Raw genomic sequence first — 24,653 nt, 5'->3', positions numbered from 1 at the left:
CCTGCCCTCTCAACGGCCGTAGCGACAGCTTGCTGTTATGCTACGGCTCATGCTTAGCACCCGCGGCTCTCGCCGCGCGGTGTCCGCTTCAGCCTATAACTACAATACCGGGGTAATGTCGTGGATCACCTGCCAATTTTCTGTCAATTACGGGGACGCGCCTGTCTGCTGGTCGGCGGCGGCGACGTCGCGGAGCGCAAAGCGCGTCTGTTGCTTGATGCGGGCGCGCGGCTCACCGTCAATGCTCTCACCTTTATTCCTCAATTTACCGCCTGGGCCGCGGAAGGCATGCTGACGCTGGTCGAAGGCGAGTTTAGCGAAACGCTGCTTGATGAGTGCTGGCTGGCGATTGCCGCTACCGATAACGACGCGGTAAATCAGCAGGTTAGCGACGCGGCAGAAGCTCGTCGTATCTTCTGCAATGTGGTCGATGCGCCGAAAGAAGCGAGCTTTATCATGCCGTCGATTATTGACCGCTCGCCGCTAATGGTCGCGATCTCCTCGGGCGGCACGTCGCCGGTGCTGGCGCGTTTGCTGCGCGAGAAGCTGGAGTCGCTGCTGCCGCAACACCTTGGCCATGTGGCGAAGTTTGCCGGGCAACTGCGCAGCCGCGTGAAGCGCCATTTCGCCACCATGAGCGAGCGTCGCCGTTTCTGGGAGAAGCTCTTCGTTAACGATCGGCTGGCACAATCGCTGGCGAATCAGAACATGACCGCCGTGGAGAGCATCACCGAGCAGATGCTGAGCGAGCCGCTGGATAATCGCGGTGAAGTGGTGCTGGTGGGCGCCGGCCCTGGCGATGCCGGGCTGCTGACGCTGAAAGGCTTACAGCAAATCCAGCAGGCGGATGTGGTGGTATATGACCGGCTAGTCTCCGATGAGATCATGAATCTGGTACGCCGCGACGCCGACCGCGTGTTCGTGGGTAAACGCGCGGGCTATCACTGCGTGCCGCAGGAGGAGATTAACCAGATCCTGCTGCGCGAGGCGCAGAGCGGGAAGCGCGTAGTGCGGTTAAAAGGCGGCGATCCCTTTATTTTTGGGCGCGGCGGCGAAGAGCTGGAAACGCTGTGTCATGCGGGTATTCCCTTCTCGGTCGTGCCGGGGATTACCGCAGCTTCCGGCTGTTCAGCTTACTCGGGCATTCCGTTGACTCACCGGGATTACGCCCAGAGCGTGCGGCTGGTCACGGGTCACCTGAAAACCGGCAGTGAGCTGGACTGGGCTAACCTGGCGGCAGAGAAGCAGACGCTGGTGTTTTATATGGGGCTGAATCAGGCGGCGGCGATTCAGGCGCAAATGATCGCTCACGGTATGCAGGCGGATATGCCAGTAGCGCTGGTAGAAAATGGCACGTCGGTGCAGCAGCGGGTCGTAAGCGGCACGCTGTCGCAGCTTGGCGAGCTGGCGCAGCAGGTGAAAAGCCCGTCGTTGATTATCGTCGGCAGGGTTGTCGCGTTACGCGATAAGTTGAAGTGGTTTTAAAGACAATGCCTGATGGCGCTACCTGCCCGAGGATGCGGAGGTTAATGCCTGATGGCGCTGCGCTTATCAGGCCTACGAAACCATGCTAATCCGTAGGCCGGATAAGGCGGTTACGCCGCCATCCGGCAATCAGCGCCGGGCACAATGCCTGATGGCGCTGCGCTTATCAGGCCTACGAAATCGTGCTAACCCGTAGGCCGGATAAGGCGTTACGCCGCCATCCGGCAATCAGCGCCGGGCACAATGCCTGATGGCGCTGCGCTTATCAGGCCTACGAAACCATGCTAACCCGTAGGCCGGATAAGGCGTTACGCCGCCATCCGGCAATCAGCGCTTACGGCTTCGCGACAAAACCAATCGCTTCGTACACTTTCTTCAGGGTTTCTGAAGCGTGCGCGCTCGCTTTTTCCGCACCTTCGCGCATGATCTGCTGCAGGAAAGCTTCGTCATTGCGATAGCGATGGTAGCGCTCCTGCAACTCGGTCAGCATGCCGGAAACCGCGTCCGCCACTTCGCCTTTCAGATGACCATACATCTTGCCTTCGAAATGCTGCTCCAGTTCGGCGATGCTCTGGCCGGTCACGGCGGAGAGGATATCGAGCAGGTTAGATACGCCAGCTTTATTCGCCACATCGTAACGCACAACCGGCGGCTCGTCGGAGTCGGTCACGGCGCGTTTGATCTTCTTCACCACCGACTTCGGATCTTCCAGCAGGCCAATGACGTTGTTGCGGTTGTCGTCCGACTTGGACATCTTCTTAGTCGGCTCCAGCAGCGACATCACGCGCGCACCGGACTTCGGAATAAACGGCTCAGGCACTTTAAACACCTCGCCATAAATGGCGTTGAAGCGCTGCGCGATATCGCGGCTCAGCTCCAGATGCTGCTTCTGATCTTCGCCGACCGGCACCTGGTTAGTCTGGTAAAGCAGAATATCTGCCGCCATCAGCACCGGATAATCAAACAGGCCGGCGTTGATGTTTTCTGAGTAACGTGCGGACTTATCTTTGAACTGGGTCATGCGGCTCAGCTCGCCGAAGTAGGTGTAGCAGTTCAGCGCCCAACCCAGCTGGGCATGCTCAGGAACGTGGGACTGCACAAAGATCGTGCTTTTCTGCGGGTCAATGCCGCACGCCAGATAGAGCGCCAGCGTATCCAGCGTCGCCTTACGCAGCTTCTCCGGATCCTGACGGGCGGTGATGGCATGCAGGTCAACGATGCAGTAGATACAGTGATAGTCGTCCTGCATGTTCACCCACTGACGCAGCGCACCCATATAGTTGCCAATGGTCAATTCACCTGAGGGCTGTGCGCCACTAAAAACGATGGGCTTAGTCATTTTTCATTTCCTGATGTTCACTGAGCGGAAGCCCGAGCGCGGGCAGTAAATCCTTAAAGCGGTCGAAGACGTAGTCCGGCTCGCTTAGGGTAATCGCTTCACCATAGTTATAGCCGTAGGTCAGGCCAACGGAGACGCTGCCTGCCGCCTGCGCGGCGCGGATATCGTTGCGTGAGTCGCCAACGAAGAGTAACTCATGGGGTTGAATCGCCAGCTTGTCGCACACCAGCAGCAGCGGCTCCGGGTGCGGCTTCTTATTCACCACATCATCACCCCCGACGACAAAAGTGAAGTAGTGGGCAATCTCCAGCGCATCCAGCAGCGGCGCAACAAACGGCGTCGGCTTGTTGGTCACCAGCGCCAGCGGCAGCCCTTTTTCGTGCAGCGCCGCGAGGGTTTGCGCCACGTCCGGGAACAGGACGCTGCCCTCTTCCACGGTCTCTTCATAGTAACGGTTGAAGAGCTTACGCAGCATCGCGATCTGCTCGGCCTGCGGCACGTCGCCGGTATCAATATCGGGCTTGCCCTGCGAGGCGCGCTGAATGGCACGCTCCTGGCGAGCCCAGTTAAAGGCGCGCTCCATCAACACATCAGCGCCGTTTCCAATCCAGGTAATGACGCGTGCTTCGCCAGCCTGTGGAAGCTCAAGGGCATACAGTGCGCTGTCTACGGCGGCGGTGAGTCCCGGCGCGCTATCCACTAATGTGCCGTCGAGATCGAACGCGACACCCCGAATCGACTGCAATTTATCCATGACTTACCTTCGCCAGTTCGCTACGCATTTCATCAATAACCTGTTTGTAATCCGGCTGATTGAAAATCGCCGAGCCCGCCACGAACATATCCGCGCCGGCTGCCGCGATCTCGCCGATATTGCTCGCTTTCACCCCGCCGTCCACTTCAAGACGGATATCGAGGCCGGATGCGTCGATGCGATGACGCACCTCGCGCAACTTGTCGAGCGTATGGGGAATGAAGGATTGACCGCCAAAACCGGGGTTTACGGACATCAGCAGAATCACATCCAGCTTGTCCATAACATGATCGAGATAGCTCAGCGGCGTGGCCGGGTTAAACACCAGCCCCGCTTTGCAGCCATGCTCTTTGATCAGTTGCAGCGTGCGGTCAATATGTTCAGAAGCTTCAGGATGAAAGGTGATAATGCTTGCCCCGGCTTCGGCAAAGTCCGGCACCAGACGGTCAACCGGTTTCACCATCAGGTGCACATCGATAGGTGCGGTGATGCCGTAGTTGCGCAGCGCTTTCAGCACCATCGGGCCGATGGTCAGGTTCGGTACGTAGTGGTTGTCCATCACATCAAAGTGGACAACGTCGCCGCCCGCCGCCAGTACGCTGGCGGTGTCTTCGCCCAGGCGAGCAAAATCAGCCGACAGAATCGAAGGGGCAATTAAATACTGTTTCATCCGCATCTCCTTGAGAAAGTAGGTTTCGGCAGGCGGCGGCGCGGTGAACGCAGGGTTAGCGAGGCGCGGGAGCCGGGCGATAGAGCGCCAGCAGCTCATCCACTTTTTTTCGCGTCCCGCCATTACTGCTGATACTGCGTCGCACTTTCACCACGTGCAATTTCGCCTGACTGTACCATTCACGCGTCAACAGCGTGTCATGGTTGGAAATCAATACCGGGATTCGGTTCTGCACCAGGCTCTCCGCAATCGCGGCAAGATGAGCCTGCTGCTCAAGGGTAAAGCTATTGGTATGGTACGCCGTAAAGTTGGCTGTCGCAGAGAGCGGCGCATAGGGCGGATCGCAATAGACCACCGAATTCGCATCCGCCCGCGCCATACTCTCGGCGTAAGATTCGCAGTAAAAGAAGGCATTCTGCGCTTTTTCTGCAAAGTGATACAACTCCGCTTCCGGGAAGTAGGGTTTTTTATAGCGCCCAAACGGCACGTTAAACTCCCCGCGCAGGTTGTAACGACACAGACCATTGTAGCCATGCCGGTTGAGGTATAAAAACAGCAGCGCGCGCCGGAACGGCTCCTGGCACTGGTTAAACTCCTGACGCAGCTGGTAATAGACTTCGGACTGGTTCACCGCGGGCACAAACAGCGCGCGCGCGTGGTGAACATACTCATCAGGCCGCTCTTTAACGATGTTATAGAGGCTGATTAAGTCGCTGTTGATATCTGCAAGGATATAGCGGGAGTAGGAGGTGTTGAGAAACACCGAGCCCGCGCCAACGAAAGGCTCGATCAGGCACTCTCCCTTCGGCAAGTGCCTTCCGATATCGTCGAGCAGGGGGTATTTCCCCCCTGCCCATTTTAGAAAAGCGCGATTCTTTTTCATGCTGACTGATTACTTACACTCTCTCCGGCTGTGGAGAAAGCTCCGACAGCATCCTGCGCTTTACACATTACTTAAGATCGGCCTGCACCTGATGCAGCGGCTTCGCCCACGGGTTTTTCGCCTGCACATCCGCTGGCAGCGCAGAGACTGCGCGCTTAGCATCATCTTTCGAGGCATAGACGCCGCTCACCAGCACGTACCACGGCTGACCGTTACGCGTTGTCTGGTAGACCACGAAGTTTTTCAGGTTCTCTTTCTTCGCCCACGCATTGAGATTGTTGTAGTTCGAAGAACTGCTCAGCTGCAGGGTGTAGTGGTTGCCCGGAGCCGATTTCAGCGCACCGACATTGCCGGTAGAAGCCGTTCCGCTGGCAGCGGGTGTGCTGCTTGCGGTTGCCGCCGGTGCTGTGGTCTTCGGAGTGGATGCCGCCGTTGACGGTGCTGCTGTCGACGTTGTCGCTGGGGCTTTCACTGGCGCAGAAGCGGTGCTTTCCGTGCGTTTCGGCGGCTGGGCGACCGGGCGGGATTCCGCTTTCGGCTCGCTTTTCGCTACCGGCGTCTTCGCGGTCGGCTTCGGTTCAATGACCATCTGCTTACGTTCGTTACGCGGTGCCGTCGTGCGGTTTTCACCGGAGGCAGGCTGCTGCTGATTTCGCGCGGCGGTGGAGTTGCTGTTGCCATTACTGTTATGAATCGGTGCAACCGTCGCCGGTTCGGTCGGCAGCGTCGAGCTGGCCGCACTATCAAGCTGCGTCTGGCTCTGCGGCTGCGACAGCGCGCTGTTGAGATCGCCCTGCACTTCAACGCGATTTTGCCCTTCCGGCGTAGCGGATGGCTGGCCTTGCGATGGCGTAGAGGAGATCGGCGGCAGTGTCACATCCTGCTGAGCTGGCGCACTGCCTGCGTTCTGTGCCTGCGAAGGTGACGCGCCCGGTGCGGGCTGTGCGCCGTTTGCCTGATCGGCAGCGTTATTCGTCGCGCCGAGATCGATATTTTTCTCGCCCGACGTGTTTTGTTCATTACTAGCAGGCGCGGGGGATTTCAGCGCAGAGCCGATGCCGATAATCAGCAGCAGTAACACCAGGATACCGATACCCATCATCAGATACTGGCGGGACGCCGGTTTCACTGCGGCAGCGGCTTTCTTACGCTTACGCGGGCGACGCTCCTGCGGCTCCTCGTCCAGAGCGGCCTCATCTTCTTGATAGCTCTCCTCTTCGCGCTCGTCACGCACCCGGCGCGTGCGCGCAGGACGGCGATCGTCGGCATCAACATCAACCTCATCAAAGTTGATCTGCGGCTCATCGACACGCTCGGAAGATTGACGAGAACGACCAGTACGACGATCGCTGGGATCGGGTTTCAGCTCGTCTTCTGGTTTGAATTCATCCATTTAACACCCCACACAAAGGCGTATGCCACTGATGCATATCGCCCGAAGTTAAACGCCACGCAGCGCGTGAACAGACCTTTCTTATCGTTACGCCTGCTGGCAATCAGCAATAGCGCTAAGTACTACGTCGTGCGACACTCCGCCGCGAACTTCACTCTTCCCTATGGCCAGCGGAAGCACTAAACGCATCTCTCCCGCTAACACTTTTTTATCGCGCATCATGTGCGGCAGGTAAGCCTGCGCCGCCATTTCACGCGGACCTTCAACGGGTAAACCGGCACGTTTCAGCAGCGCTTTGATGCGCTGCGTATCTGCTGCGCTAAACTGCCCGAGGCGTTCTGACGCGTGTGCCGCCATCACCATTCCGGCAGCCACGGCTTCGCCGTGAAGCCAGTTACCGTAACCCATCTCCGCCTCAATCGCATGGCCGAAGGTATGCCCAAGATTGAGTAAAGCACGTAAGCCGTTTTCGCGCTCATCGGCGGCAACGACCTCGGCTTTCAGTTCGCAGCAGCGGCGAATACAGTAAGCCAGCGCCGCACCATCGAGGCGCAGCAGAGCGTCCATATTCTCTTCCAGCCAGCTAAAGAATGCGCCGTCGAGAATAATGCCGTATTTGATCACTTCCGCAAGACCGGAGGAGAGTTCACGGGCAGGAAGGGTTGCCAGGCAATCGAGATCGACTACAACCGACGCGGGCTGATAGAACGCGCCAATCATGTTTTTGCCAAGGGGGTGGTTTACCGCCGTTTTACCGCCAACGGAGGAGTCAACCTGAGAAAGGAGCGTGGTCGGCACCTGGATAAAGCGCACGCCGCGCTGATAGCTGGCCGCAGCAAAACCGGTTAAATCGCCGATTACGCCGCCGCCGAGCGCGACCAGTGTGGTATCGCGCCCATGTGGTTTTTGCAACAGTGCGGTGAACACCGTATCCATCACTGCCAGGCTTTTGTACTGCTCGCCGTCAGGCAGGATCACGCTATCGACATTTACACCGGCCTGTTCCAGCACGCCACGCACCTTATCAAGGTAGAGCGGAGCCAGTGTTTCGTTGGTGACCAGCATGACCTGATCACCAGACTTCAGGGGCGCGAAGGAAGCTGGATCGTTAAACAAACCAGCCGCGATGGTGATAGGGTAACTACGTTCCCCGAGAGTAACGGTGATCCTCTCCATGACGCGACATCCACCTTAGTTGCTTAAACCTGCAGGCCGTCTATTAAGCCTGATTTAGTTGCTTTCCAGCATATGAATAATCTGGTTCGCTACCACTTTCGCGCTCTGATCGTCAGTACGAATGGTCACATCGGCAATCTCTTCGTAAAGCGGATTGCGTTCGTCGGCCAGCGCTTCCAACACTTCACGCGGCGGCGCGTCCACCTGCAGCAGCGGACGTTTTTTATCACGTTGAGTACGAGCCAGTTGCTTCTCGATAGTGGTTTCCAGATACACCACTACACCGCGGGCGGAGAGACGATTACGGGTTTCGCGGGATTTCACAGAGCCGCCGCCGGTCGCCAGAACGATGCCCTGCTTCTCCGTCAGCTCATTGATGATCTTTTCCTCGCGATCGCGGAAACCTTCTTCACCTTCAACATCGAAGACCCAGCCCACATCAGCTCCGGTTCGTTTCTCAATCTCTTGATCAGAATCGTAAAATTCCATATTGAGTTGTTGAGCTAACTGACGCCCAATAGTGCTTTTGCCGGCACCCATAGGCCCAACCAGAAAGATATTGCGTTTCTCTGCCATTTTTTCGGTACTACTAAGACTATTCGTTGATGATAAACCCGCTTCGCAAACGTGCGGCGTAGCAGGACATGAACTGAAACCTCATATGCGATAGTGCGAGAGTCAGATCGAAAATTATCTCAGTACTCCGGCTTGTTTGGCAACTGAATAAACACGTTATCCCTCTTACCGCCCTTTATTATACGGAGACCGCTGACACTCAAATCGGTACTCCTTGTAAGCTAAATCATCTCCCACGTCAAACACCTGGGCCAAGTTACGGCGAAAAAGGGGCGTTACGGCAGATTTAATGTACCGCTGCCAGCCTGGGGGTAATAAAGACCACCAGTTCGCGGCGCTCCCCCTCTTTTGCATCCTGGCGAAACAGACGACCGAAGCCGGGAATAGCGCCAAGACCCGGTACCTGGGCTCTGCCGTTACGCTTCTTTTGCGAAAAGATGCCACCCAATGCCAGCGTTTCGCCGCTTTTAACCTCTACCACGGTTTCAATCTCCTGCTTATCAATCGCCAGCGCTTCGCCGCCGGCCTGTTGCAGTACCTGACCGGGCATATTCTGGCTGATGCGCAGCTTCAAGCGGACCCGCCCATCCGGCAGCACCGTTGGGGTCACTTCCATGCCCAGCACCGCTTCTTTAAATTCAACTGCCGTATTGCTCTCACCGTTAGCCACCTGGTAAGGAATTTCACTCCCCTGCTTAATACTTGCAGGCTGCAGATGTGAGGCCAGCAGGCGCGGGCTGGCGATAATCTCTAGTTGCTGCTTTTGTTCAAGCGCGGAGAGCTCCAGTTCAAGCAGCCGCGCATTAATACTGCCGATATTAAAGCCGATACGCGTTGTGGCGCTGGCGACGCTGTGATCTGCCACCAGGTTACTCACCTGACCGCGCGTGGCGGCAGGCTCTTGCCCGAGCCCCCACTTCACCCCGAGCTCGCGCAGACTTTTTTCATTAATAGTCACGATCCATGCCGCCAGTTCGACCTGCTCAACCGGCAGGTCCATCTGCGCGACCCACTTCTCCAGCGCGGCGAGGCTCTCTTTATTATCACGTACCAGCAGCCGGTTAAGACGCACATCGACGGTGAGGGTCCCTTGGGCACTGATTAGCTTCTCTGCGGCTTTTGCCAGCTCGGCGGCATTCGCATGGCGTAGCACAATGCCGCGCGTCAGCGTTGGCGCACTCTTTTTACGCCGCGCCTGGGCCGCCTCCTGCTCCGCCAGCTTCTTCTGCTGCCACGACGCGGTATGCACCTGCCAGATAGCGCCTTGCTGATTCAGGATTAACCCTGCGCTGGCTGCAACGGTCTGCATCGCCTGCAACCAGGGCACTTCAGTCAGGTTAAGGGAGACCACACCGCTCACCTCTGGCGGGATGATAAGATTCTGTTTTTCCAGCGTCGCCAGGGCCTGCAGCACCTGCGCAACCGGCACCTCGTCAACGCTCATTGTCACCAGCGGCGCTGCCCTGACGCAGGCCAGCGGCAGACTAAAGAGTACGATGCTCGCTATCGATTTTCGCATCCTGAGTTCCTTTTCGTTTCCAGCGCCATGTCGAGGGGGCGCAGCTCTTCCCTGTTGTTATCTCTGTTTCATCCGCGTCGATGGCGGTAACGCGCCATCCGGGGGAAAGTGTGTCGCCCACGCGAACCCGATGCCAGCGCCCCGCCGCGTCGCGGATGATGGCCAGCCGCTGCCCGCTTTCGATAACGCCATGCAGCTGCCAGGCATGGAGCTGTGCAAGCTGGCAGCGATCCGGCGGGGGCTGAAAAGGATCGCGCATACCGCACAGCACACAGACCATCCCGAAGGTAAAAAGCAGGCGTTTAGCGATCATCGTCATGCTCCAGTTGCAGCGTAAAGCGCAGCCCGTTGTCGCTGGCGGAAAGAGAAAATGCGGGGATCTGCATGTCGCGCTCCGCCAGCAGCAGAAAGGTCTCTACGGCCTGCGGCCAGCGGCTTTCCAGCACCATTTCACCGCCGCTCTGCATCGGCTGCCAGCGCAAGAGCTGCCGCGTCTGGCCATGAAAGTCGAGTGGGCTAAAGCGACGCACCTCTGAGAGCTCAATCTGCTCCTCGGGCAATGCCAGCGCGCGAAGCTTTCGCCACTCTGCCTGTAGCTCCAGCTGGAGCGCACTCTGCTGGCGAAGCGTAAGGCGCTGCGCATGATTCAGCGGTCGGATGGCGAACCACCCGATAAGCAATATGCCGATAAGCGTTGCGGCCAGCCAGCAGACCGCCCGCATGCGCGGCGAAAGGGCGAGCCACACATCAGGGTTTAGCGCCATCGATCTGCTCCCGGCTCAGCTGATAGGTAAATTGCCAGAGCCCCTGCCCATTACGCGAGACGCTCTCCATCGGCTGGAGGTGAAACCCCGCCAGCTTTTGCAGCCGCGGCTCAAACTCGCTAAGGGCGCTGACGGCACGCGCCAGGCCGTTAATTTCTAGCTGGTTCTGCCGCCAGCGCAGTTGGGTCAGCCAGGCGTTTTCTGGTAGCGCGGCCGCAAGCGTGAGCAACGTCTGCCGCCAGGCGGTTGTGATCTGCCGCCGGCGCGCTTTCTCCTGCGCCAGTTGCCACTGCTGTTGTCGCAGACGAAGCGGTTCTTCTTGTGCATGCAGCACGACCAGCAGCGCCCGATCCGCCGCCAGCCAGAGTGTATCGCTATGCCAGGCCTGGGCCCGCTGCGCATGCCACCACGTGCCGCCCAGGAACAGGCTCATCACGCTTAACACCGCTGTCACCGCCCAGAAGCGCAAACATCGCCGCCGCTGCAGCTGCCGCCACGGCATAAAATTGACCGCAGGACGCATCAGTACCCCCTGGCAATCGCCAGCCCCAACGCAATGGCGTAGCGCTGGCTCGCATCCGGTAGAGGCGGTTGGCGCGACGGTACCGCGCCCCAGCAGTCAAATTCACCTGCGCCTTCGCCACACTGGATGATCTCATCCGGGGGAAGTGCGAGCAGTGCGCCAAGCTGCGTCACATCCTGCGCCTCTTCACGCGCTCGCCGCCCCCAGCTCTCTTTTGTCGCCCAGAGCCACTGGCGCTCATCGCACCAGGCGAGACAGCGCGCCGGTGCCGACAGGGAGGGCAGTAGCGGCTGCAGGGCGCAGGCATCGGGCGTAATAGAGGAGAGATGGAGTGAAAGCTGCTGTGCGATCTCCAGCAGCACGGCGATATCCCGGTTCTGTGCGGCGGTCACGCCATAGCTCCTGGCGGGCTCATCCTCGGTAAAGTCGAAACAGAGATCGCTTTGTGCCATCTCCAGCTCGCGCGCCATCGCCTGTGAAACCCAGCTGGTCAGCATGGGTTCACGCAGCGTCACCGCCGGGCGCGGTAATCTTCGCTGCAGCGTCTGCCCGGCGGGAAAGGCGATACGCGCGCAGTGGCGCTGCGGCAAGGCAGTACGCCAGGGACGCAGGGCATTGAGCAGCTGCTCCGGCGTTTTAATCCGCCCCTGAACCACCGCGCCACTGGGGAGCGGAAGATGCCACCAGCGGCGCAGCGCTCGCCCGTATCGCCCGGCGGAAAGCGCCACGACAAAGACGCCATCCTGTTGAATATGCACACCAATTTGCCAGTGCCTGAATGTCATAAATTACGATCTCCTTATCGTCTCGCTGGCGGACGCTATATCAATGCTTAAGGCTTGCCTTTATACTACCGCGCGGTTGTTTATAAACTGCCCAAGTGACTCTAAATGGGAAATCTCCAGTGAAGTTCGTAAAGTATTTATTCATCCTTGCAGTCTTTTGCATTCTGTTGGGAGCAGGCTCGATTTACGGTCTGTACAAATATATTGAGCCGCAGTTACCTGACGTCGCCACGCTGAAGGATGTCCGGCTGCAGATTCCAATGCAGGTCTATAGCGCTGACGGCGAGCTGATCGCGCAGTACGGTGAAAAGCGCCGTATCCCGTTGACGCTGGATCACATTCCGCCAGTGATGGTGAAAGCCTTTATCGCCACGGAAGACAGCCGCTTTTATGAGCATCACGGCGTCGATCCGGTCGGGATTTTCCGTGCGGCCAGCGTCGCGCTCTTCTCCGGCCACGCCTCGCAGGGTGCAAGTACCATTACGCAGCAGCTGGCGCGTAACTTCTTCTTAAGCCCGGAACGCACAATGATGCGTAAAATCAAAGAGGTGTTCCTGGCAATCCGCATTGAGCAACTGCTGAGCAAAGACGAAATTCTTGAGCTCTACCTCAATAAAATTTATCTCGGTTACCGCGCTTACGGCGTGGGCGCGGCGGCGCAGGTCTACTTTGGTAAAAGTGTCGACCAACTCACCTTAAGCGAGATCGCAGTGATTGCCGGGCTGCCGAAAGCGCCCTCTACCTTTAACCCGCTCTACTCTCTCGACCGTGCCACGGCGCGACGCAATGTAGTGCTGGCGCGTATGCAGAGCGAAGGGTATATCAGCGAGCAGCAGGCTGACGAAGCGCGTAGCGAAGCTATTGATGCCAACTACCATGCGCCGGAAATCGCCTTCTCTGCCCCCTATCTTTCCGAAATGGTGCGCCAGGAGATGGTGAGCCGCTACGGTGATAAAGCCTACGAAGATGGTTATCGTGTTTACACCACAGTCACGCGCAAAGTGCAGCAGGCCGCGCAGGATGCGGTGCGCAATAACGTGATGGATTACGATATGCGTCACGGCTATCGCGGCCCGTCGAACGTGCTGTGGAAAGTGGGTGAAGCGGCGTGGGAGAGTAAAAAAATCACTGACTCTCTGAAAGCGCTGCCGACTTACGGACCGCTGTCGCCTGCCGTTGTCACCAGCGCCAATCCGCAGGAAGCCACCGCAATGCTGGCGGACGGTTCGACGGTCTCGCTGAAGCTGGAAGGTGTTCGCTGGGCGCGCCCTTACCGCTCGGATACGCAGCAGGGTCCAACGCCGCGCAAAGTGACCGACGCCGTTCAGGTGGGTCAGCAGATTTGGGTTCGCCAGGTAGGCGACAGCTGGTGGCTGGGACAAGTGCCGGACGTCAACTCAGCGCTGGTGTCGATCAACCCCCATAACGGCGCGGTGATGGCGCTGGTGGGCGGTTTTGATTTCAACCAGAGCAAGTTTAACCGCGCCACACAAGCGCTGCGCCAGGTTGGATCGAACATCAAACCGTTCCTTTATACCGCTGCGATGGATAAAGGCCTGACGCTGGCAAGCATCCTTAACGATGCGCCGATTTCGCGCTGGGATGCGGGCGCTGGCTCCGACTGGCGGCCGAAGAACTCGCCGGATGAGTATGCCGGGCCGATCCGCCTGCGCCAGGGTCTGGGGCAGTCGAAAAACGTGGTGATGGTACGCGCGATGCGTGCGATGGGCGTTGATTACGCGGCAGAGTATCTGCAGCGCTTCGGTTTCCCGGCGCAAAACATTGTACATACCGAATCCCTTGCGCTCGGCTCAGCCTCCTTTACTCCGCTGCAGGTGGCGCGCGGTTATGCGGTAATGGCCAACGGCGGCTTCCTGGTTGATCCCTATTTCATCAGCAAAATCGAGAATGTTCAGGGTGATAAGCTGTTTGAAGCGCGTCCGAAGGTCGCCTGTGCCAGTTGCGATATTCCGGTGATTTATGGCGAGACGCCGAAGTCGAATGTGCTGGAAAACAAGGATATGGAAAACGTCGCCACCTCGCAGGAGCAGCAAAATCCTGCCGTCCCGATGCCGCAGCTGGAGCAGGCAAACCAGGCGCTGGTTGAACGCACCGGTGCGGAGGAGTACGCGCCGCACGTCATCAGTACGCCGCTCTCCTTCCTGATTAAGAGCGCGCTGAACAGTAACGTCTTTGGGGAACCGGGCTGGCAAGGTACCGGCTGGCGCGCGGGTCGCGATCTCAAACGCAATGATATCGGCGGCAAAACCGGCACCACCAACAGTTCGAAAGATGCCTGGTTCTCAGGTTACGGCCCAGGCGTGGTGACCTCGGTGTGGATTGGCTTTGACGATCATCGCCGCAACCTTGGCCGCACCAGCGCTTCTGGCGCGATTAAGGATCAGATTTCCGGCTATGAAGGCGGTGCGAAGAGCGCACAGCCAGCATGGGATGCTTACATGAAAGCCGTGCTGGAGGGCGTGCCGGAAGATCCGCTTACGCCGCCGCCGGGCGTGGTAACGGTCAATATTGACCGTAGCACCGGGCAGCTAGCCAATGGCGGTAGCAGCCGTCAGGAGTACTTTATCGAAGGAACGCAGCCGACTCAGCAGGCAGTTCATGAAGCGGGCACCACGCTTATCGATAATGGCGAGACGCACGAGCTGTTCTGACGCAGCGGTGAGCAGTATAAAAAAGGGCGCTTTCGCGCCCTTTCTTTTATTTATTACAGCGATTAAAGCCGCCCTTGCCCTTTGAGCCACTCACGCACCAGAAAGAGTGCGCTGACATTGCGGGCTTCGTGGAAATCGGGGTCTTCAAGCAGATCCATCAGGTGCTTTAACGGCCAGCGGACCTGCGGCAGTGGCTCAGGCTCATCGCCCGGCAGTGATTCTGGATAGAGATTTTCCGCTACCAGGATATTCATCTTGCTGGAGAAGTAGGAGGGTGCCATGCTCAGTTTTTTCAGAAAAGTGAGCTCGTTCGCGCCAAATCCAACCTCTTCCTTTAGCTCCCGGTTGGCCGCTTCATATATACTCTCCCCCTCGTCGATAAGACCTTTGGAGAAACCCAGCTCGTAGGATTCGGTTCCAACCGCATATTCACGGATCAGAATCAGGTGATCGTCGATGATCGGCACAATCATCACCGCTTCACGATTAGAGGGGCGCATGCGTTCATAGACCCGACGCACACCGTTGCTAAATTCCAGATCCACGCTTTCGACGTTAAAAAGTCGCGACGACGCCACGGTTTCGACGTTGAGAATGGTGGGTTTTTGCAATGATTTGCTCATTATTATCGGTCTTTGCAGAGAAACTTTCGTTATTGTGCGACACTACGCACGCCCTGGGCAATCTCCTTTGCCGCTTATTTACATTGTTGCAACCTATCTGAAATCAATTCGCATTTTCACTAAAAAGTCAATAGCTTGAAATAAAACTAAGAATTTGCTGATATTCCCGCCAGGGGGCTTTTGCTATTCTTCCCAACGATGGTATGCGCTTAAAAATACTCAAGTTAATTTCTTGCTTATCGCGGCCAACCACATTAGATATTTACGGGAAGGGTGCAACTGACTACACCTGTTTGAAAAAGTAAGATGGGGAAAGCATGAGCACCATTTTGATTTTTTTAGTTGCTATGCTGGCCTGCGCATTCCTCGCCGGATGGATTTACAGGTACAGGTCGCAACGTCGATACCGATTGCCTTATTTACCGGCATTCTCCGGCGCGACGGCCCGCAAATTGACACCAGAGGAGCGCGACGCCGTTGAACGCTATCTGGAAACGCTTTCCCGTACCCAAAATACCCCTGGTCTGACGGGCGCCACTGCCGCTCCTGTCTCCATCAAACTCAATGCGCATAGCAATACGGTGCTGTTTGTCGCCCATCCCATCACGCGCTATGGCATCACTACCGACGCGCCAAATAAGTGGCGTTACTACCTGGACTCCGTTGAGGTCCATCTCCCGCCATCGTGGGAGCAATACATTAATGATGAGAATAATGTTGAGCTGATTCGTACTGACTCAATGCCGCTGGTGATTGCTCTCAATGGGCATACGCTCAGCGAGTGTATGTATGAAGAGCGCGGCAGCGAATTGCAGCATATCGGCTCAACCCATTCGGCGATCCGCGGTGAAGAGAGTGAGCAGATTGAACTGCTCAATATTCGCCGCGAAACCCCCTATGAACATACCCTGAACCGTCCGGACGGCATGCGCGAAGCGCTGCTGATCTGTGCCTCATTCCTGATGTTCTTCTTCTGCCTGGCATCGCCGGAAGTCTTTGTGCCGTGGATGGCGGGCGGCGGTGCGCTGCTGCTGGCGGCCGGTCTGTGGGGGCTTTATGCGCCGCCGGCAAAAAACACGCTGCGCGAAATTCACTGTCTGCGCGGCACGCCAAAGCGCTGGGGGCTGTTCGGTGAAAACAATCAGGAGCAGATGAACAACATCTCGCTCGGTATTATCGACCTGATTTATCCAAAGCACTGGCAGCCCTTTATCACCCGCGATTTAGGTCAGCAAACCGATATTGATATCTATCTCGATCGTCACGTTGTGCGCCAGGGGCGCTTTTTGTCACTGCACGACGAGGTAAAGAACTTCCCGCTGCAGCACTGGGTGCGCAGCGCAGTGATCTCGCTCGGCTCGCTGGTAGTGCTGGCGATGCTGCTGATTTGGGTGCCGCTGGATATGCCGATCAAATTCACCGTTTCGTGGATTAAAGGCGCACAGACCGTTGAAGCCAGCAGCGTCAATCAGCTGGAAGCCGCGGGTCTGCGCATTGGCGATACGCTACGCATCAGCGGCACCGGGATGTGTAATATCCACACGCAGAGCAACTGGGCCTCGCGTCAGACGTCGCCGTTTACGCCGTTCGACTGCTCACAAATTATCTGGAACAACGCCCCTCCCCTGCCATTGCCGGAATCGGACATTGTGACCAAAGCCACCGCGCTGGCGCAGGCGGTGAGCCAGCAGCTGCATCCGACCACGGAAGAGGATTCCCGCGTCAGCCCGGTGTTACGCTCCGCCATTCAAAAATCCGGCATGGTTCTGCTGGATGATTTCGCTGATATCGTGCTGAAAACGCAGGAGCTTTGCGCGGCTGAAGATGAGTGTCTGCGGCTTAAAAATGCGCTGGTCAACCTCGGTAACAGCAAAGACTGGGAGACGCTGACCAAGCGCGCCAGCGAAGGCAAGCTTACCGGGGTCAATGTGCTGCTGCGCCCGGTGAGCGCAGAATCCCTCGACAACCTCGTCACTACCTCGACCGCGCCGTTTATCATGCGTGAAACCACGCGCGCGGCGCAGGCGCTGAACAGCCCGGCTCCGGGCGGCTTCTTGATTGTCAGCGAAGAGGGTAATGAACTGGTCGATCAGCCGTGGCCGCCGATGGCGCTCTATGACTACCCGGCGCAGGAGCAGTGGGCCGAGTTCCAGCGTCTGGCACAGATGCTGATGCAGACGCCGTTCCACGCGGAAGGGATCATCACAAGCCTTGTGACCGATGCCAACGGCACTAAACATATCAGCCTGCACCGCATGCCGGATGCTGCCGGTTTATGGCGCTATGCCGCCACGACCCTGCTGCTGGCGGCGATGCTCCTGTGCAGCATCTACAATGGCGTGCTGGCGCTGCGCCGCTACCAGCGTAACCGCACGCGTATTGAAGAGATTCAGCAGTACTATGAGAGCTGCCTCAACCCCCGCCTGATCCCTAGCGAAGATAGCCTCGGCTGATAACGATCTGCTGCGCGAGCTGTGTTAACCTTGCGCGCAGATTTTCTCTGGCTGGAGCCCTTTTCATGCACATTGATATTGCCTGGCAGGAGGTGGATACCGTTCTGCTGGACATGGACGGCACGCTGCTCGATCTCGCCTTCGATACCTATTTCTGGCAGCAACTGGTGCCGCAAACCTACAGCGAGAAAGCGGGTTTAACGCCGCAGGAGGCGCAAAGCGTCATCAGCCAGGCCTATCACGACGTGCAGCATACGCTAAACTGGTACTGTCTGGACTACTGGAGCGAACGGCTTGGGCTGGATATTTGCGCCATGACCACCGAGCAAGGGGCGCGCGCCGTACTGCGTGAAGATACGGTCCCGTTTCTTGATGCGTTGAAAAAAAGCGGCAAGCGCCGCATTTTGCTGACCAACGCGCACCCGCACAACCTGGCGGTTAAGCTTGAGCATACGGGCCTGGCGGCGCACCTTGATTTATTACTTTCCACCCATACATTTGGTTATCCGAAAGAGGATCAGCGCTTGTGGCAGGCTGTCGCCAGTCATACCGGCCTTGATCCCGCGCAGACGCTGTTCATTGATGACAGCGAGCCGATTCTCGATGCCGCCGCGACATTTGGTATTCGCTACTGTCTCGGCGTCGCTAATCCAGACTCCGGGTTGGCGGATAAGCGCTATTTGCGCCATCCGGCCATGAACGACTACCGCCGCTTACTCCCCTCGCTTCTAAAGGAGATGTAATGAAACAGCAGCCTGCGCAAGAGGTCCGCCTGGATAAATGGCTCTGGGCAGCGCGTTTTTATAAGACCCGCGCCTTCGCCCGCGAGATGATCGACGGCGGGAAGGTGCACTACAACGGGCAACGCAGCAAGCCGAGTAAAATCGTCGAGCTGAACGCCACCCTGACCCTGCGTCAGGGCAATGATGAGCGAACCGTGATCGTAAAAGGGATTACCGATCAGCGCCGTCCGGCAAGCGAAGCCGTTGAACTGTATGAAGAGACGGCAGAGAGCATTGAGAAACGCGAAAAAATGGCGCAGGCCCGCAAGCTCAATGCGCTGACCATGCCGCATCCCGATCGCCGCCCGGATAAGAAGGAGCGCCGCGATCTGATGAAATTTAAATCCGGTGGCAGCGAGTAACGCGCACCCGCAAGAGAGAGAAACATGGCCAATCAAGACCAATTACACCGCTACCTTTTTGAGAACTATGCCGTGCGCGGCGAGCTGGTAACCGTCTCCAATACCTGGAAAGAGGTGCTGGAAAATCACAACTATCCTCTGCCGGTGAAAAACCTCCTCGGCGAGTTGCTGGTCGCCACCAGCCTGCTGACCGCGACGCTGAAGTTTGCCGGTGATATTACCGTTCAGGTGCAGGGTGATGGCCCGATGAGCCTCGCGGTGATCAACGGCAATAACCGTCAGCAGATGCGCGGCGTCGCGCGCGTACAGGGGGAGGTTGCGGACGATGCAAGCCTGAAAACGCTGGTGGGTAACGGTTATCTGGTGATTACCATTACGCCGGAAGAGGGCGAACGCTATCAGGGCGTGGTTGGCCTTGAAGGCGAGACGCTGGCCGAATGCCTCGAAGATTACTTCCAGCGTTCCGAACAGCTGCCGACGCGCCTTTTCATCCGCACCGGTGAGGTTGAAGGCCAGCCAGCGGCAGGCGGTATGCTGCTGCAGGTGCTGCCCGCGCAGGATACCCAGGCGGAAGACTTTGAACACCTGGCCGTGCTGACAGAAACCGTTAAAGCAGAAGAGCTCTTTACCCTGCCAGCCAACGAAGTGCTGTGGCGTCTCTATCATGAAGAAGAGGTCACCCTTTACGATCCGCAGGACGTTGAGTTCAAATGCACCTGCTCACGCGAGCGTTGCGCCGGCGCGCTGAAAACCCTGCCGGATGAGGAAGTGGATAGCATCCTCGCCGAAGAGGGCGAAATCGATATGCACTGCGATTATTGCGGCAACCACTACCTCTTCAATGCGATGGATATTGCGGAAATCCGCAATAACGCCTCTCCTGCCGATCCGCAGGTTCATTAACAGCAGTTATCAATCGCCGCCTTCAGGGCGGCGTTTTTGTTTCGCCGATCACGTTTCCGTTAAAATCCTGCCTGTAAGTGTTACGTAATTCTCTTTCATGAAAGCGATTACAGTCACAAAGCAAAGGTTAAAAATGGCGTCCCGCGCCGTTTTAAGAACATTTCCCCGATGAATGTAATAAATTTTGGCATAATCCGTGCCATTAAGTGACCTCAATCACAGCGTTTTCGTCAGGCTGGGTTTTCGAGCCAGGTAAATCTATGAACCTCGTCCCGGTAGTGGCAAAGAATCACCCCTACACTTTCAGGTAGTACATTTTGGCTAAGGAGCAGTGACATGCGTGTTAAGAGTTTAACCCCGCAAGATCTCAAGGCTTATGGAATCAACGATGTTCAGGATGTCGTTTACAACCCCGATTACGAAACGCTGTATCAAGAGGAACTTCGTCCGGACCTGGAAGGGTATGAGCGCGGCGTATTGACCACCTCCGGCGCGGTCGCCGTCGATACCGGCATCTTTACCGGCCGCTCGCCGAAGGATAAGTACATTGTTCGCGATGATACTACCCGCGACACCGTATGGTGGTCTGATAAAGGCAAAGGCAAGAACGACAATAAGCCGCTCTCGCCGGAAGTGTGGCAGCATCTGAAAGGCCTCGTCACGGAGCAGCTGTCGGGCAAGCGCCTCTTTATTGTCGATGCCTTCTGCGGCGCCAACCCGGACACCCGCCTCGCGGTGCGTTTTATTACGGAAGTGGCCTGGCAGGCGCACTTCGTTAAAAACATGTTCATCCGTCCGGACGACGAAGAGCTGGCAGATTTCACGCCGGACTTTATCGTCATGAACGGCGCGAAGTGCACCAACCCGCAGTGGAAAGAGCAGGGCCTCAACTCAGAGAACTTTGTTGCCTTCAACCTGACCGAACGCATCCAGCTGATTGGCGGGACGTGGTACGGCGGTGAGATGAAGAAAGGGATGTTCTCTATCATGAACTACCTGCTGCCGCTGCAGGGGATTGCGTCAATGCACTGCTCGGCGAACGTCGGCGAGAAAGGCGATGTTGCCGTCTTCTTTGGCCTCTCCGGGACCGGTAAAACCACTCTCTCAACCGACCCAAAACGCCGCCTGATTGGCGATGATGAGCACGGCTGGGATGACGATGGCGTCTTCAACTTTGAAGGCGGCTGCTACGCGAAAACCATTCGCCTCTCTGAAGAGGCGGAGCCCGATATTTTCCATGCCATTCGCCGCGATGCGCTGCTGGAAAATGTCAGCGTGCGCGCCGATGGCAGCATCGACTTCGACGATGCGTCGAAAACCGAGAACACCCGCGTCTCCTACCCGATTTACCATATCCAGAATATTGTTAAACCGGTCTCAAAAGCAGGTCACGCAACCAAAGTGATCTTCCTGACGGCGGATGCGTTCGGCGTGCTGCCGCCGGTGTCGCGCCTGACCGCCAGCCAGACGCAGTATCACTTCCTCTCCGGCTTTACCGCGAAACTGGCCGGCACCGAGCGCGGGGTCACCGAGCCGACACCGACCTTTTCCGCCTGCTTTGGCGCCGCGTTCCTGTCGCTGCACCCGACGCAGTATGCCGAAGTGCTGGTAAAACGGATGCAGGCCGCCGGGGCGCAGGCTTACCTGGTGAATACCGGCTGGAACGGCACCGGCAAACGCATCTCCATTAAAGACACACGCGCGATTATCGATGCCATTCTTAATGGTTCGCTGGACGATGCTGAAACCTTTACCCTGCCGATGTTTGACCTGGCGATCCCGACCTCGCTGCCGGGCGTTGAGAGCCGTATTCTCGATCCGCGCGGAACCTACGCGTCGCCGGAGCAGTGGCAAGAGAAAGCCACGCAGCTGGCAAAACTCTTTATCGAGAACTTCGAGAAGTATACCGATACGCCTGCGGGCGCCGCGCTGGTCAGCGCCGGGCCGAAAGTGTAATCCGGTTACGCAAGAGAGACAAAACCCGCCGCTCGGCGGGTTTTTTACTTGGCAATGAACGGGTTAGCGCAGCATCCACCACTCTCGTGAGCAGGCGGCTTTGCCCTGTGGGCATGCTTTGCAACTGCCGGTCAGGCAACCGCTCACCTCCTCCTCAACACGCACCGCGCGCCCCATCGCCTCCAGCCGCGCCAGCATGGCGTCGATCAACGCTTTAGGCGTCTGCAGGGCGAGGCTGAGCTGGCTTGCCTCCATCCTCCCCTGCAACGCCAGCAGATCGCGTACCTCAATAAGGGATGCCATCACTCTGCTCCTTAATGGCAGTCGCTCGCCGGGCTGTCGCAGCAGCTGGCCACCGTTCTGCGCGTAGCCAGCAGATTGACGTTCACGCGGCTGCGCGCCCGGCGCAACACGCCAATCACCAGCACGTTAAACGCCACCACTGCCAGAATGCAGGTCAGGCTGTAGAGCGGATGCTGATGGAAGGTGACGGTTTGATAAAAGAGCGTAGAGAGCGAATAGGCGATATTTAACCCCCAGAGCACCGAGAAGCCCATCCAGCCGCGGCTGGCTTCGCGGGCAATCGCGCCCATCGCTGTGATGCACGGCACGTAGAGCAGGACAAAAATCAGGTAGCTGTAGGCCGCGGCCGCACTGCCGAATTTCTGGCTCATCACCCCCATGGTACCCGTCGCCATCTCCCCGTCGCCCTTGCTGGCTTCGATCGGATTGGCAAGCACGCTCAGGCTGAAGGTCGCTTTGATGGAACTGCCGGTCTCTTCCAGCGCGGCGAGCAGTTCATCGCTCAGGCTGAACGTGGCCGGGTTAAAAGCCTCCTGCTCAATATTTTCCGCGGTGTAGAGCGTGTTTAGCGTGCCGACAACCACCTCTTTCGCCATCGCGCCGGTAACCAGCCCGACCGTCGCCTGCCAGTGATCGCCCTGTACGCCAATCGGCTCCAACAGCGGGGTAAAGAGGCGGCTGATGGAGGCCAGCGCCGAGTCGTTGATGTTATGCACCGTGCGGCCATTCAGCGAGAAGCTGTTCATCGCGCTGAGGAAAATGCTGACGATGATGATCACTTTCCCGGCGCGGATGACAAAGCCTTTCAGCCGCTGCCAGGTTTGCAGCAGCAGGCTTTTCAGATGCGGAACATGGTAGACCGGCAGCTCCATCACAAACGGTGACGCTTCACCGCGCAGTAGCGTGTATTTCAGCATCAGCCCGGTGAGGATCGCCATTACCACACCCAGCAGGTAGAGGGAGAAGACCGCCATCGCGCCCTGCTGACCAAAGAAGGCGGCGGCAAAGACGGCAAAGATCGCCAACCGCGCGCCGCAGGACATAAACGGCGCCATCATGATGGTGATGAGGCGCTCGCGCGGCGCATCGAGCGTACGCGCGCCCATCACTGACGGCACGTTACAGCCGAAGCCAACAATCAGCGGCACAAAGGATTTACCCGGCAGACCCAGTGACTGCATCAGGCGGTCCATCACAAACGCGGCGCGTGCCATATAGCCGGAGTCTTCAAGAAAAGACATAAAGAGGTACATCATCCCCAGCTGCGGCACCAGCGGCAGCACGGTGTTGACACCGCCGCCCAGCCCCTGCGCGAGAAAGACCGTCAGCCACTCCGGGAAGTGCAGCGTATAACCGAGCCACTGAATGCCATGGATAAAGATCGCCACGGAACCGGCGTCAAAGATGGGTGAGAAGGCCCCGCCGATATTGATGGCGAAGAGGAACATCAGGTACATGACAAACAGGAAGAACGGCAAGCCGAGAAAGCGGTTGAGAATAATACGGTCAACGGCGGCGGTGAAACGGCCTGGCTCGGCGGTCAACGTATTGCTGACGGTATCGCAAATCGCGGCGATGGCCTGGTAACGTGCATCGGCGATATGCAGCGCCGGATCGTCCATCTCCGCCTGCAAGCGGGAGAGCGCGGCGTTGAACTGGCTGTCGGAAATTCCGGCGTTGGCGCGGCTATATATATCCCCTTCCAGCATCTGCAAACCCATCCAGCGCCGCTGCTGCCAGGGAAGCGCTTCGCGCATCTGCCCGGCCAGCGTATCCGCCTCGCGCGCCAGCGGCAGCGCGTAATGGACCAGTTCGACATTGTCATTGACGCTATGGCGATCGATGGCGAGTTTCAGCGCCTCGATACCGCGCCCGCGCGTGGAAACCAGCGGGATCACCGGGCAGCCGAGGCGGCTGGCCAGCGCATCGATATCAATGCGCAGCTTCTGCTTCTCGGCGATATCCAGCATGTTAAGAGCAATAATGCAGGGTACGCCAAGCTCCAGCAGCTGCAACGTCAAATAGAGATTGCGCTCGAGGTTGGAAGCATCCACTACGTTTATCAGCAGATCGGCATCGCCGTTCAGAATGTAGTGGCAGGCAATCTGCTCATCGAGAGAGGTTTGTGCGGAAATAGTGGTGAGCGAGTAGGTACCGGGGAGATCAACCAGCGTGACCTGGTGGTCGGTGGTGGTGAAGAGTCCCTCTTTGCGTTCAACGGTGACCCCGGCCCAGTTGCCGACGCGCTGACGCGCACCGGTTAACTGATTGAATAGTGTGGTCTTGCCTGAATTGGGGTTGCCAATTAAGCCAATGGTCATTTTTTTCATTTTCTTTCGCACCCCGCGAAAACGTTTTGCTTAACGTGAAACCACTTCTAATTTAAGAAAGGCGAGATCTTTTTTTCTTAACACTAAATTAACGCGGCGCGTTTCGATATGCACCGGATCGCCCAATGGGGCAACGCGAACAACATTAAAAGAGGAGCCGGGCAACATGCCGAGGGATAAAAGTTTCTGCCGCCATGCCGGGCTTATTTCTGATGAGAAACCGAGAATTTTCCACGCGCTATCAGGAGAGAATTGCATAGAACCTACTTATCTTTTCTTCGAGTCAATATTACTCATGCGTCGTTAAGACGTACCGATGGTCATCAAAGTGAGGAGGAGAGAACCTGTGGTTGCGATGATAATGAGAATGGTTTCTATCGGCAATCCAAAGCGTGCGCTTGC

General features: G+C 57.5%; 23 protein-coding genes. 7 read left to right on the top strand and 16 right to left on the bottom strand.

The genetic code is table 11. From position 1 onward, the window contains the following. The first annotated feature begins 120 nt into the window (after positions 1-120). Positions 121-1,485, top strand: a complete 1,365-nt coding sequence (cysG, locus tag PU683_RS02580) for a siroheme synthase CysG (protein WP_277169967.1) — start codon at positions 121-123, stop codon at positions 1,483-1,485. Positions 1,486-1,819: 334 nt separating this feature from the next. Here the strand turns inward: cysG and trpS are convergent, their stop codons facing one another. The 12 genes from trpS to PU683_RS02520 form a co-directional block, all read right to left on the bottom strand. Then, positions 1,820-2,824, bottom strand: coding sequence for a tryptophan--tRNA ligase (gene trpS, locus PU683_RS02575; RefSeq protein WP_277169966.1), 1,005 nt, complete (start codon positions 2,822-2,824; stop codon positions 1,820-1,822). Beyond that, positions 2,817-3,578, bottom strand: coding sequence for a phosphoglycolate phosphatase (gene gph, locus PU683_RS02570; protein WP_277169965.1), 762 nt, complete (start codon positions 3,576-3,578; stop codon positions 2,817-2,819). Before gph ends, trpS begins: the two co-directional genes overlap by 8 nt. Beyond that, positions 3,571-4,248, bottom strand: coding sequence for a ribulose-phosphate 3-epimerase (gene rpe, locus PU683_RS02565; protein ID WP_277169964.1), 678 nt, complete (start codon positions 4,246-4,248; stop codon positions 3,571-3,573). The genes gph and rpe overlap by 8 nt, the downstream gene beginning before the upstream one ends. Positions 4,249-4,303: 55 nt before the next feature. Beyond that, positions 4,304-5,131 carry an adenine-specific DNA-methyltransferase gene (gene dam / locus PU683_RS02560; protein WP_023482009.1) on the bottom strand — a complete coding sequence of 276 codons (828 nt, stop codon included), beginning with the start codon at positions 5,129-5,131 and terminating at the stop codon, positions 4,304-4,306. Positions 5,132-5,198: 67 nt separating this feature from the next. Next, positions 5,199-6,524: a cell division protein DamX gene (gene damX, locus PU683_RS02555; protein ID WP_277169963.1), complete on the bottom strand. Its 1,326-nt coding sequence runs from the start codon at positions 6,522-6,524 to the stop codon at positions 5,199-5,201. Positions 6,525-6,611: 87 nt separating this feature from the next. After that, positions 6,612-7,700: a 3-dehydroquinate synthase gene (gene aroB, locus PU683_RS02550; protein ID WP_277169962.1), complete on the bottom strand. Its 1,089-nt coding sequence runs from the start codon at positions 7,698-7,700 to the stop codon at positions 6,612-6,614. A gap of 54 nt (positions 7,701-7,754) precedes the next feature. After that, complete coding sequence (gene aroK / locus PU683_RS02545; RefSeq protein ID WP_002920267.1) at positions 7,755-8,276, bottom strand: shikimate kinase AroK; 522 nt, start codon at positions 8,274-8,276, stop codon at positions 7,755-7,757. Between the two features lie 286 nt (positions 8,277-8,562). Next, a complete protein-coding gene (gene hofQ / locus PU683_RS02540; RefSeq protein WP_277169961.1) occupies positions 8,563-9,795 on the bottom strand; it encodes a DNA uptake porin HofQ in 1,233 nt (410 codons plus the stop codon). Further along, on the bottom strand, positions 9,761-10,108 hold the full coding sequence (locus PU683_RS02535) for a HofP DNA utilization family protein (protein WP_277169960.1): 348 nt from the start codon (positions 10,106-10,108) through the stop codon (positions 9,761-9,763). The genes hofQ and PU683_RS02535 overlap by 35 nt, the downstream gene beginning before the upstream one ends. Continuing rightward, positions 10,098-10,559, bottom strand: a complete 462-nt coding sequence (locus PU683_RS02530; RefSeq protein WP_277169959.1) for a HofO family protein — start codon at positions 10,557-10,559, stop codon at positions 10,098-10,100. Before PU683_RS02530 ends, PU683_RS02535 begins: the two co-directional genes overlap by 11 nt. Beyond that, the gene (locus PU683_RS02525) at positions 10,543-11,082 is read right to left on the bottom strand and encodes a PilN domain-containing protein (RefSeq protein ID WP_277169958.1); all 540 of its coding nucleotides are present in this window, start codon (positions 11,080-11,082) and stop codon (positions 10,543-10,545) included. The genes PU683_RS02530 and PU683_RS02525 overlap by 17 nt, the downstream gene beginning before the upstream one ends. Beyond that, a complete protein-coding gene (locus PU683_RS02520; RefSeq protein ID WP_277169957.1) occupies positions 11,082-11,867 on the bottom strand; it encodes a DNA utilization protein HofM in 786 nt (261 codons plus the stop codon). The genes PU683_RS02525 and PU683_RS02520 overlap by 1 nt, the downstream gene beginning before the upstream one ends. A gap of 119 nt (positions 11,868-11,986) precedes the next feature. Between PU683_RS02520 and mrcA the strand changes: the two genes are divergently transcribed. Beyond that, positions 11,987-14,539 (top strand): peptidoglycan glycosyltransferase/peptidoglycan DD-transpeptidase MrcA, encoded by a 2,553-nt coding sequence (mrcA, locus tag PU683_RS02515; RefSeq protein WP_277169956.1) that lies wholly within the window; start codon positions 11,987-11,989, stop codon positions 14,537-14,539. 62 nt (positions 14,540-14,601) lie between these two features. On the opposite strand, the gene nudE is transcribed toward mrcA, so the two are convergent. Next, positions 14,602-15,162: an ADP compounds hydrolase NudE gene (gene nudE / locus PU683_RS02510; RefSeq protein WP_277169955.1), complete on the bottom strand. Its 561-nt coding sequence runs from the start codon at positions 15,160-15,162 to the stop codon at positions 14,602-14,604. A gap of 317 nt (positions 15,163-15,479) precedes the next feature. Between nudE and PU683_RS02505 the strand changes: the two genes are divergently transcribed. From PU683_RS02505 to pckA, 5 genes are all read left to right on the top strand, one after another. Continuing rightward, positions 15,480-17,615, top strand: a complete 2,136-nt coding sequence (locus PU683_RS02505; RefSeq protein WP_277169954.1) for an intracellular growth attenuator family protein — start codon at positions 15,480-15,482, stop codon at positions 17,613-17,615. Positions 17,616-17,680: 65 nt separating this feature from the next. Further along, positions 17,681-18,358: a GMP/IMP nucleotidase gene (gene yrfG / locus PU683_RS02500; RefSeq protein ID WP_277169953.1), complete on the top strand. Its 678-nt coding sequence runs from the start codon at positions 17,681-17,683 to the stop codon at positions 18,356-18,358. Beyond that, positions 18,358-18,759: a ribosome-associated heat shock protein Hsp15 gene (hslR, locus tag PU683_RS02495; RefSeq protein WP_187800351.1), complete on the top strand. Its 402-nt coding sequence runs from the start codon at positions 18,358-18,360 to the stop codon at positions 18,757-18,759. Before yrfG ends, hslR begins: the two co-directional genes overlap by 1 nt. A 24-nt stretch (positions 18,760-18,783) precedes the next feature. Continuing rightward, positions 18,784-19,662 (top strand): Hsp33 family molecular chaperone HslO, encoded by an 879-nt coding sequence (hslO, locus tag PU683_RS02490; protein WP_277169952.1) that lies wholly within the window; start codon positions 18,784-18,786, stop codon positions 19,660-19,662. A gap of 336 nt (positions 19,663-19,998) precedes the next feature. Continuing rightward, a complete protein-coding gene (gene pckA / locus PU683_RS02485; protein ID WP_277169950.1) occupies positions 19,999-21,618 on the top strand; it encodes a phosphoenolpyruvate carboxykinase (ATP) in 1,620 nt (539 codons plus the stop codon). Positions 21,619-21,681: 63 nt separating this feature from the next. Here pckA and feoC read toward each other — a convergent pair whose 3' ends face one another. From feoC to feoA, 3 genes are read right to left on the bottom strand one after another with little or no spacing between them, the layout of a single operon-like run. Continuing rightward, positions 21,682-21,921 carry a [Fe-S]-dependent transcriptional repressor FeoC gene (gene feoC / locus PU683_RS02480; RefSeq protein WP_277169949.1) on the bottom strand — a complete coding sequence of 80 codons (240 nt, stop codon included), beginning with the start codon at positions 21,919-21,921 and terminating at the stop codon, positions 21,682-21,684. 11 nt (positions 21,922-21,932) lie between these two features. Then, the gene (feoB, locus tag PU683_RS02475; RefSeq protein ID WP_277169947.1) at positions 21,933-24,251 is read right to left on the bottom strand and encodes a Fe(2+) transporter permease subunit FeoB; all 2,319 of its coding nucleotides are present in this window, start codon (positions 24,249-24,251) and stop codon (positions 21,933-21,935) included. A 30-nt stretch (positions 24,252-24,281) separates the two neighbouring features. Further along, positions 24,282-24,509, bottom strand: coding sequence for a ferrous iron transporter A (gene feoA / locus PU683_RS02470; protein ID WP_277169946.1), 228 nt, complete (start codon positions 24,507-24,509; stop codon positions 24,282-24,284). Positions 24,510-24,653 lie beyond the last annotated feature (144 nt).

Source organism: Candidatus Kosakonia sp. 282A-S69, assembly GCF_029433855.1.
Lineage (GTDB): Bacteria > Pseudomonadota > Gammaproteobacteria > Enterobacterales > Enterobacteriaceae > Kosakonia > Kosakonia cowanii_A.
This window is presented reverse-complemented; position numbering and strand designations above follow the sequence as displayed.

Coding starts and splice junctions, on each gene's coding strand:
- nudE (WP_277169955.1), bottom strand. CDS start 15,162: ATGAGCAAATCATTGCAAAAACCCACCATTCTCAACGTCGAAACCGTG.
- gph (WP_277169965.1), bottom strand. CDS start 3,578: ATGGATAAATTGCAGTCGATTCGGGGTGTCGCGTTCGATCTCGACGGC.
- feoA (WP_277169946.1), bottom strand. CDS start 24,509: ATGCAATTCTCTCCTGATAGCGCGTGGAAAATTCTCGGTTTCTCATCA.
- yrfG (WP_277169953.1), top strand. CDS start 17,681: ATGCACATTGATATTGCCTGGCAGGAGGTGGATACCGTTCTGCTGGAC.
- hofQ (WP_277169961.1), bottom strand. CDS start 9,795: ATGCGAAAATCGATAGCGAGCATCGTACTCTTTAGTCTGCCGCTGGCC.
- PU683_RS02525 (WP_277169958.1), bottom strand. CDS start 11,082: ATGCGTCCTGCGGTCAATTTTATGCCGTGGCGGCAGCTGCAGCGGCGG.
- trpS (WP_277169966.1), bottom strand. CDS start 2,824: ATGACTAAGCCCATCGTTTTTAGTGGCGCACAGCCCTCAGGTGAATTG.
- pckA (WP_277169950.1), top strand. CDS start 19,999: ATGCGTGTTAAGAGTTTAACCCCGCAAGATCTCAAGGCTTATGGAATC.
- aroK (WP_002920267.1), bottom strand. CDS start 8,276: ATGGCAGAGAAACGCAATATCTTTCTGGTTGGGCCTATGGGTGCCGGC.
- rpe (WP_277169964.1), bottom strand. CDS start 4,248: ATGAAACAGTATTTAATTGCCCCTTCGATTCTGTCGGCTGATTTTGCT.
- PU683_RS02520 (WP_277169957.1), bottom strand. CDS start 11,867: ATGACATTCAGGCACTGGCAAATTGGTGTGCATATTCAACAGGATGGC.
- PU683_RS02505 (WP_277169954.1), top strand. CDS start 15,480: ATGAGCACCATTTTGATTTTTTTAGTTGCTATGCTGGCCTGCGCATTC.
- PU683_RS02530 (WP_277169959.1), bottom strand. CDS start 10,559: ATGGCGCTAAACCCTGATGTGTGGCTCGCCCTTTCGCCGCGCATGCGG.
- feoC (WP_277169949.1), bottom strand. CDS start 21,921: ATGGCATCCCTTATTGAGGTACGCGATCTGCTGGCGTTGCAGGGGAGG.
- damX (WP_277169963.1), bottom strand. CDS start 6,524: ATGGATGAATTCAAACCAGAAGACGAGCTGAAACCCGATCCCAGCGAT.
- aroB (WP_277169962.1), bottom strand. CDS start 7,700: ATGGAGAGGATCACCGTTACTCTCGGGGAACGTAGTTACCCTATCACC.
- PU683_RS02535 (WP_277169960.1), bottom strand. CDS start 10,108: ATGATCGCTAAACGCCTGCTTTTTACCTTCGGGATGGTCTGTGTGCTG.
- hslR (WP_187800351.1), top strand. CDS start 18,358: ATGAAACAGCAGCCTGCGCAAGAGGTCCGCCTGGATAAATGGCTCTGG.
- hslO (WP_277169952.1), top strand. CDS start 18,784: ATGGCCAATCAAGACCAATTACACCGCTACCTTTTTGAGAACTATGCC.
- dam (WP_023482009.1), bottom strand. CDS start 5,131: ATGAAAAAGAATCGCGCTTTTCTAAAATGGGCAGGGGGGAAATACCCC.
- feoB (WP_277169947.1), bottom strand. CDS start 24,251: ATGAAAAAAATGACCATTGGCTTAATTGGCAACCCCAATTCAGGCAAG.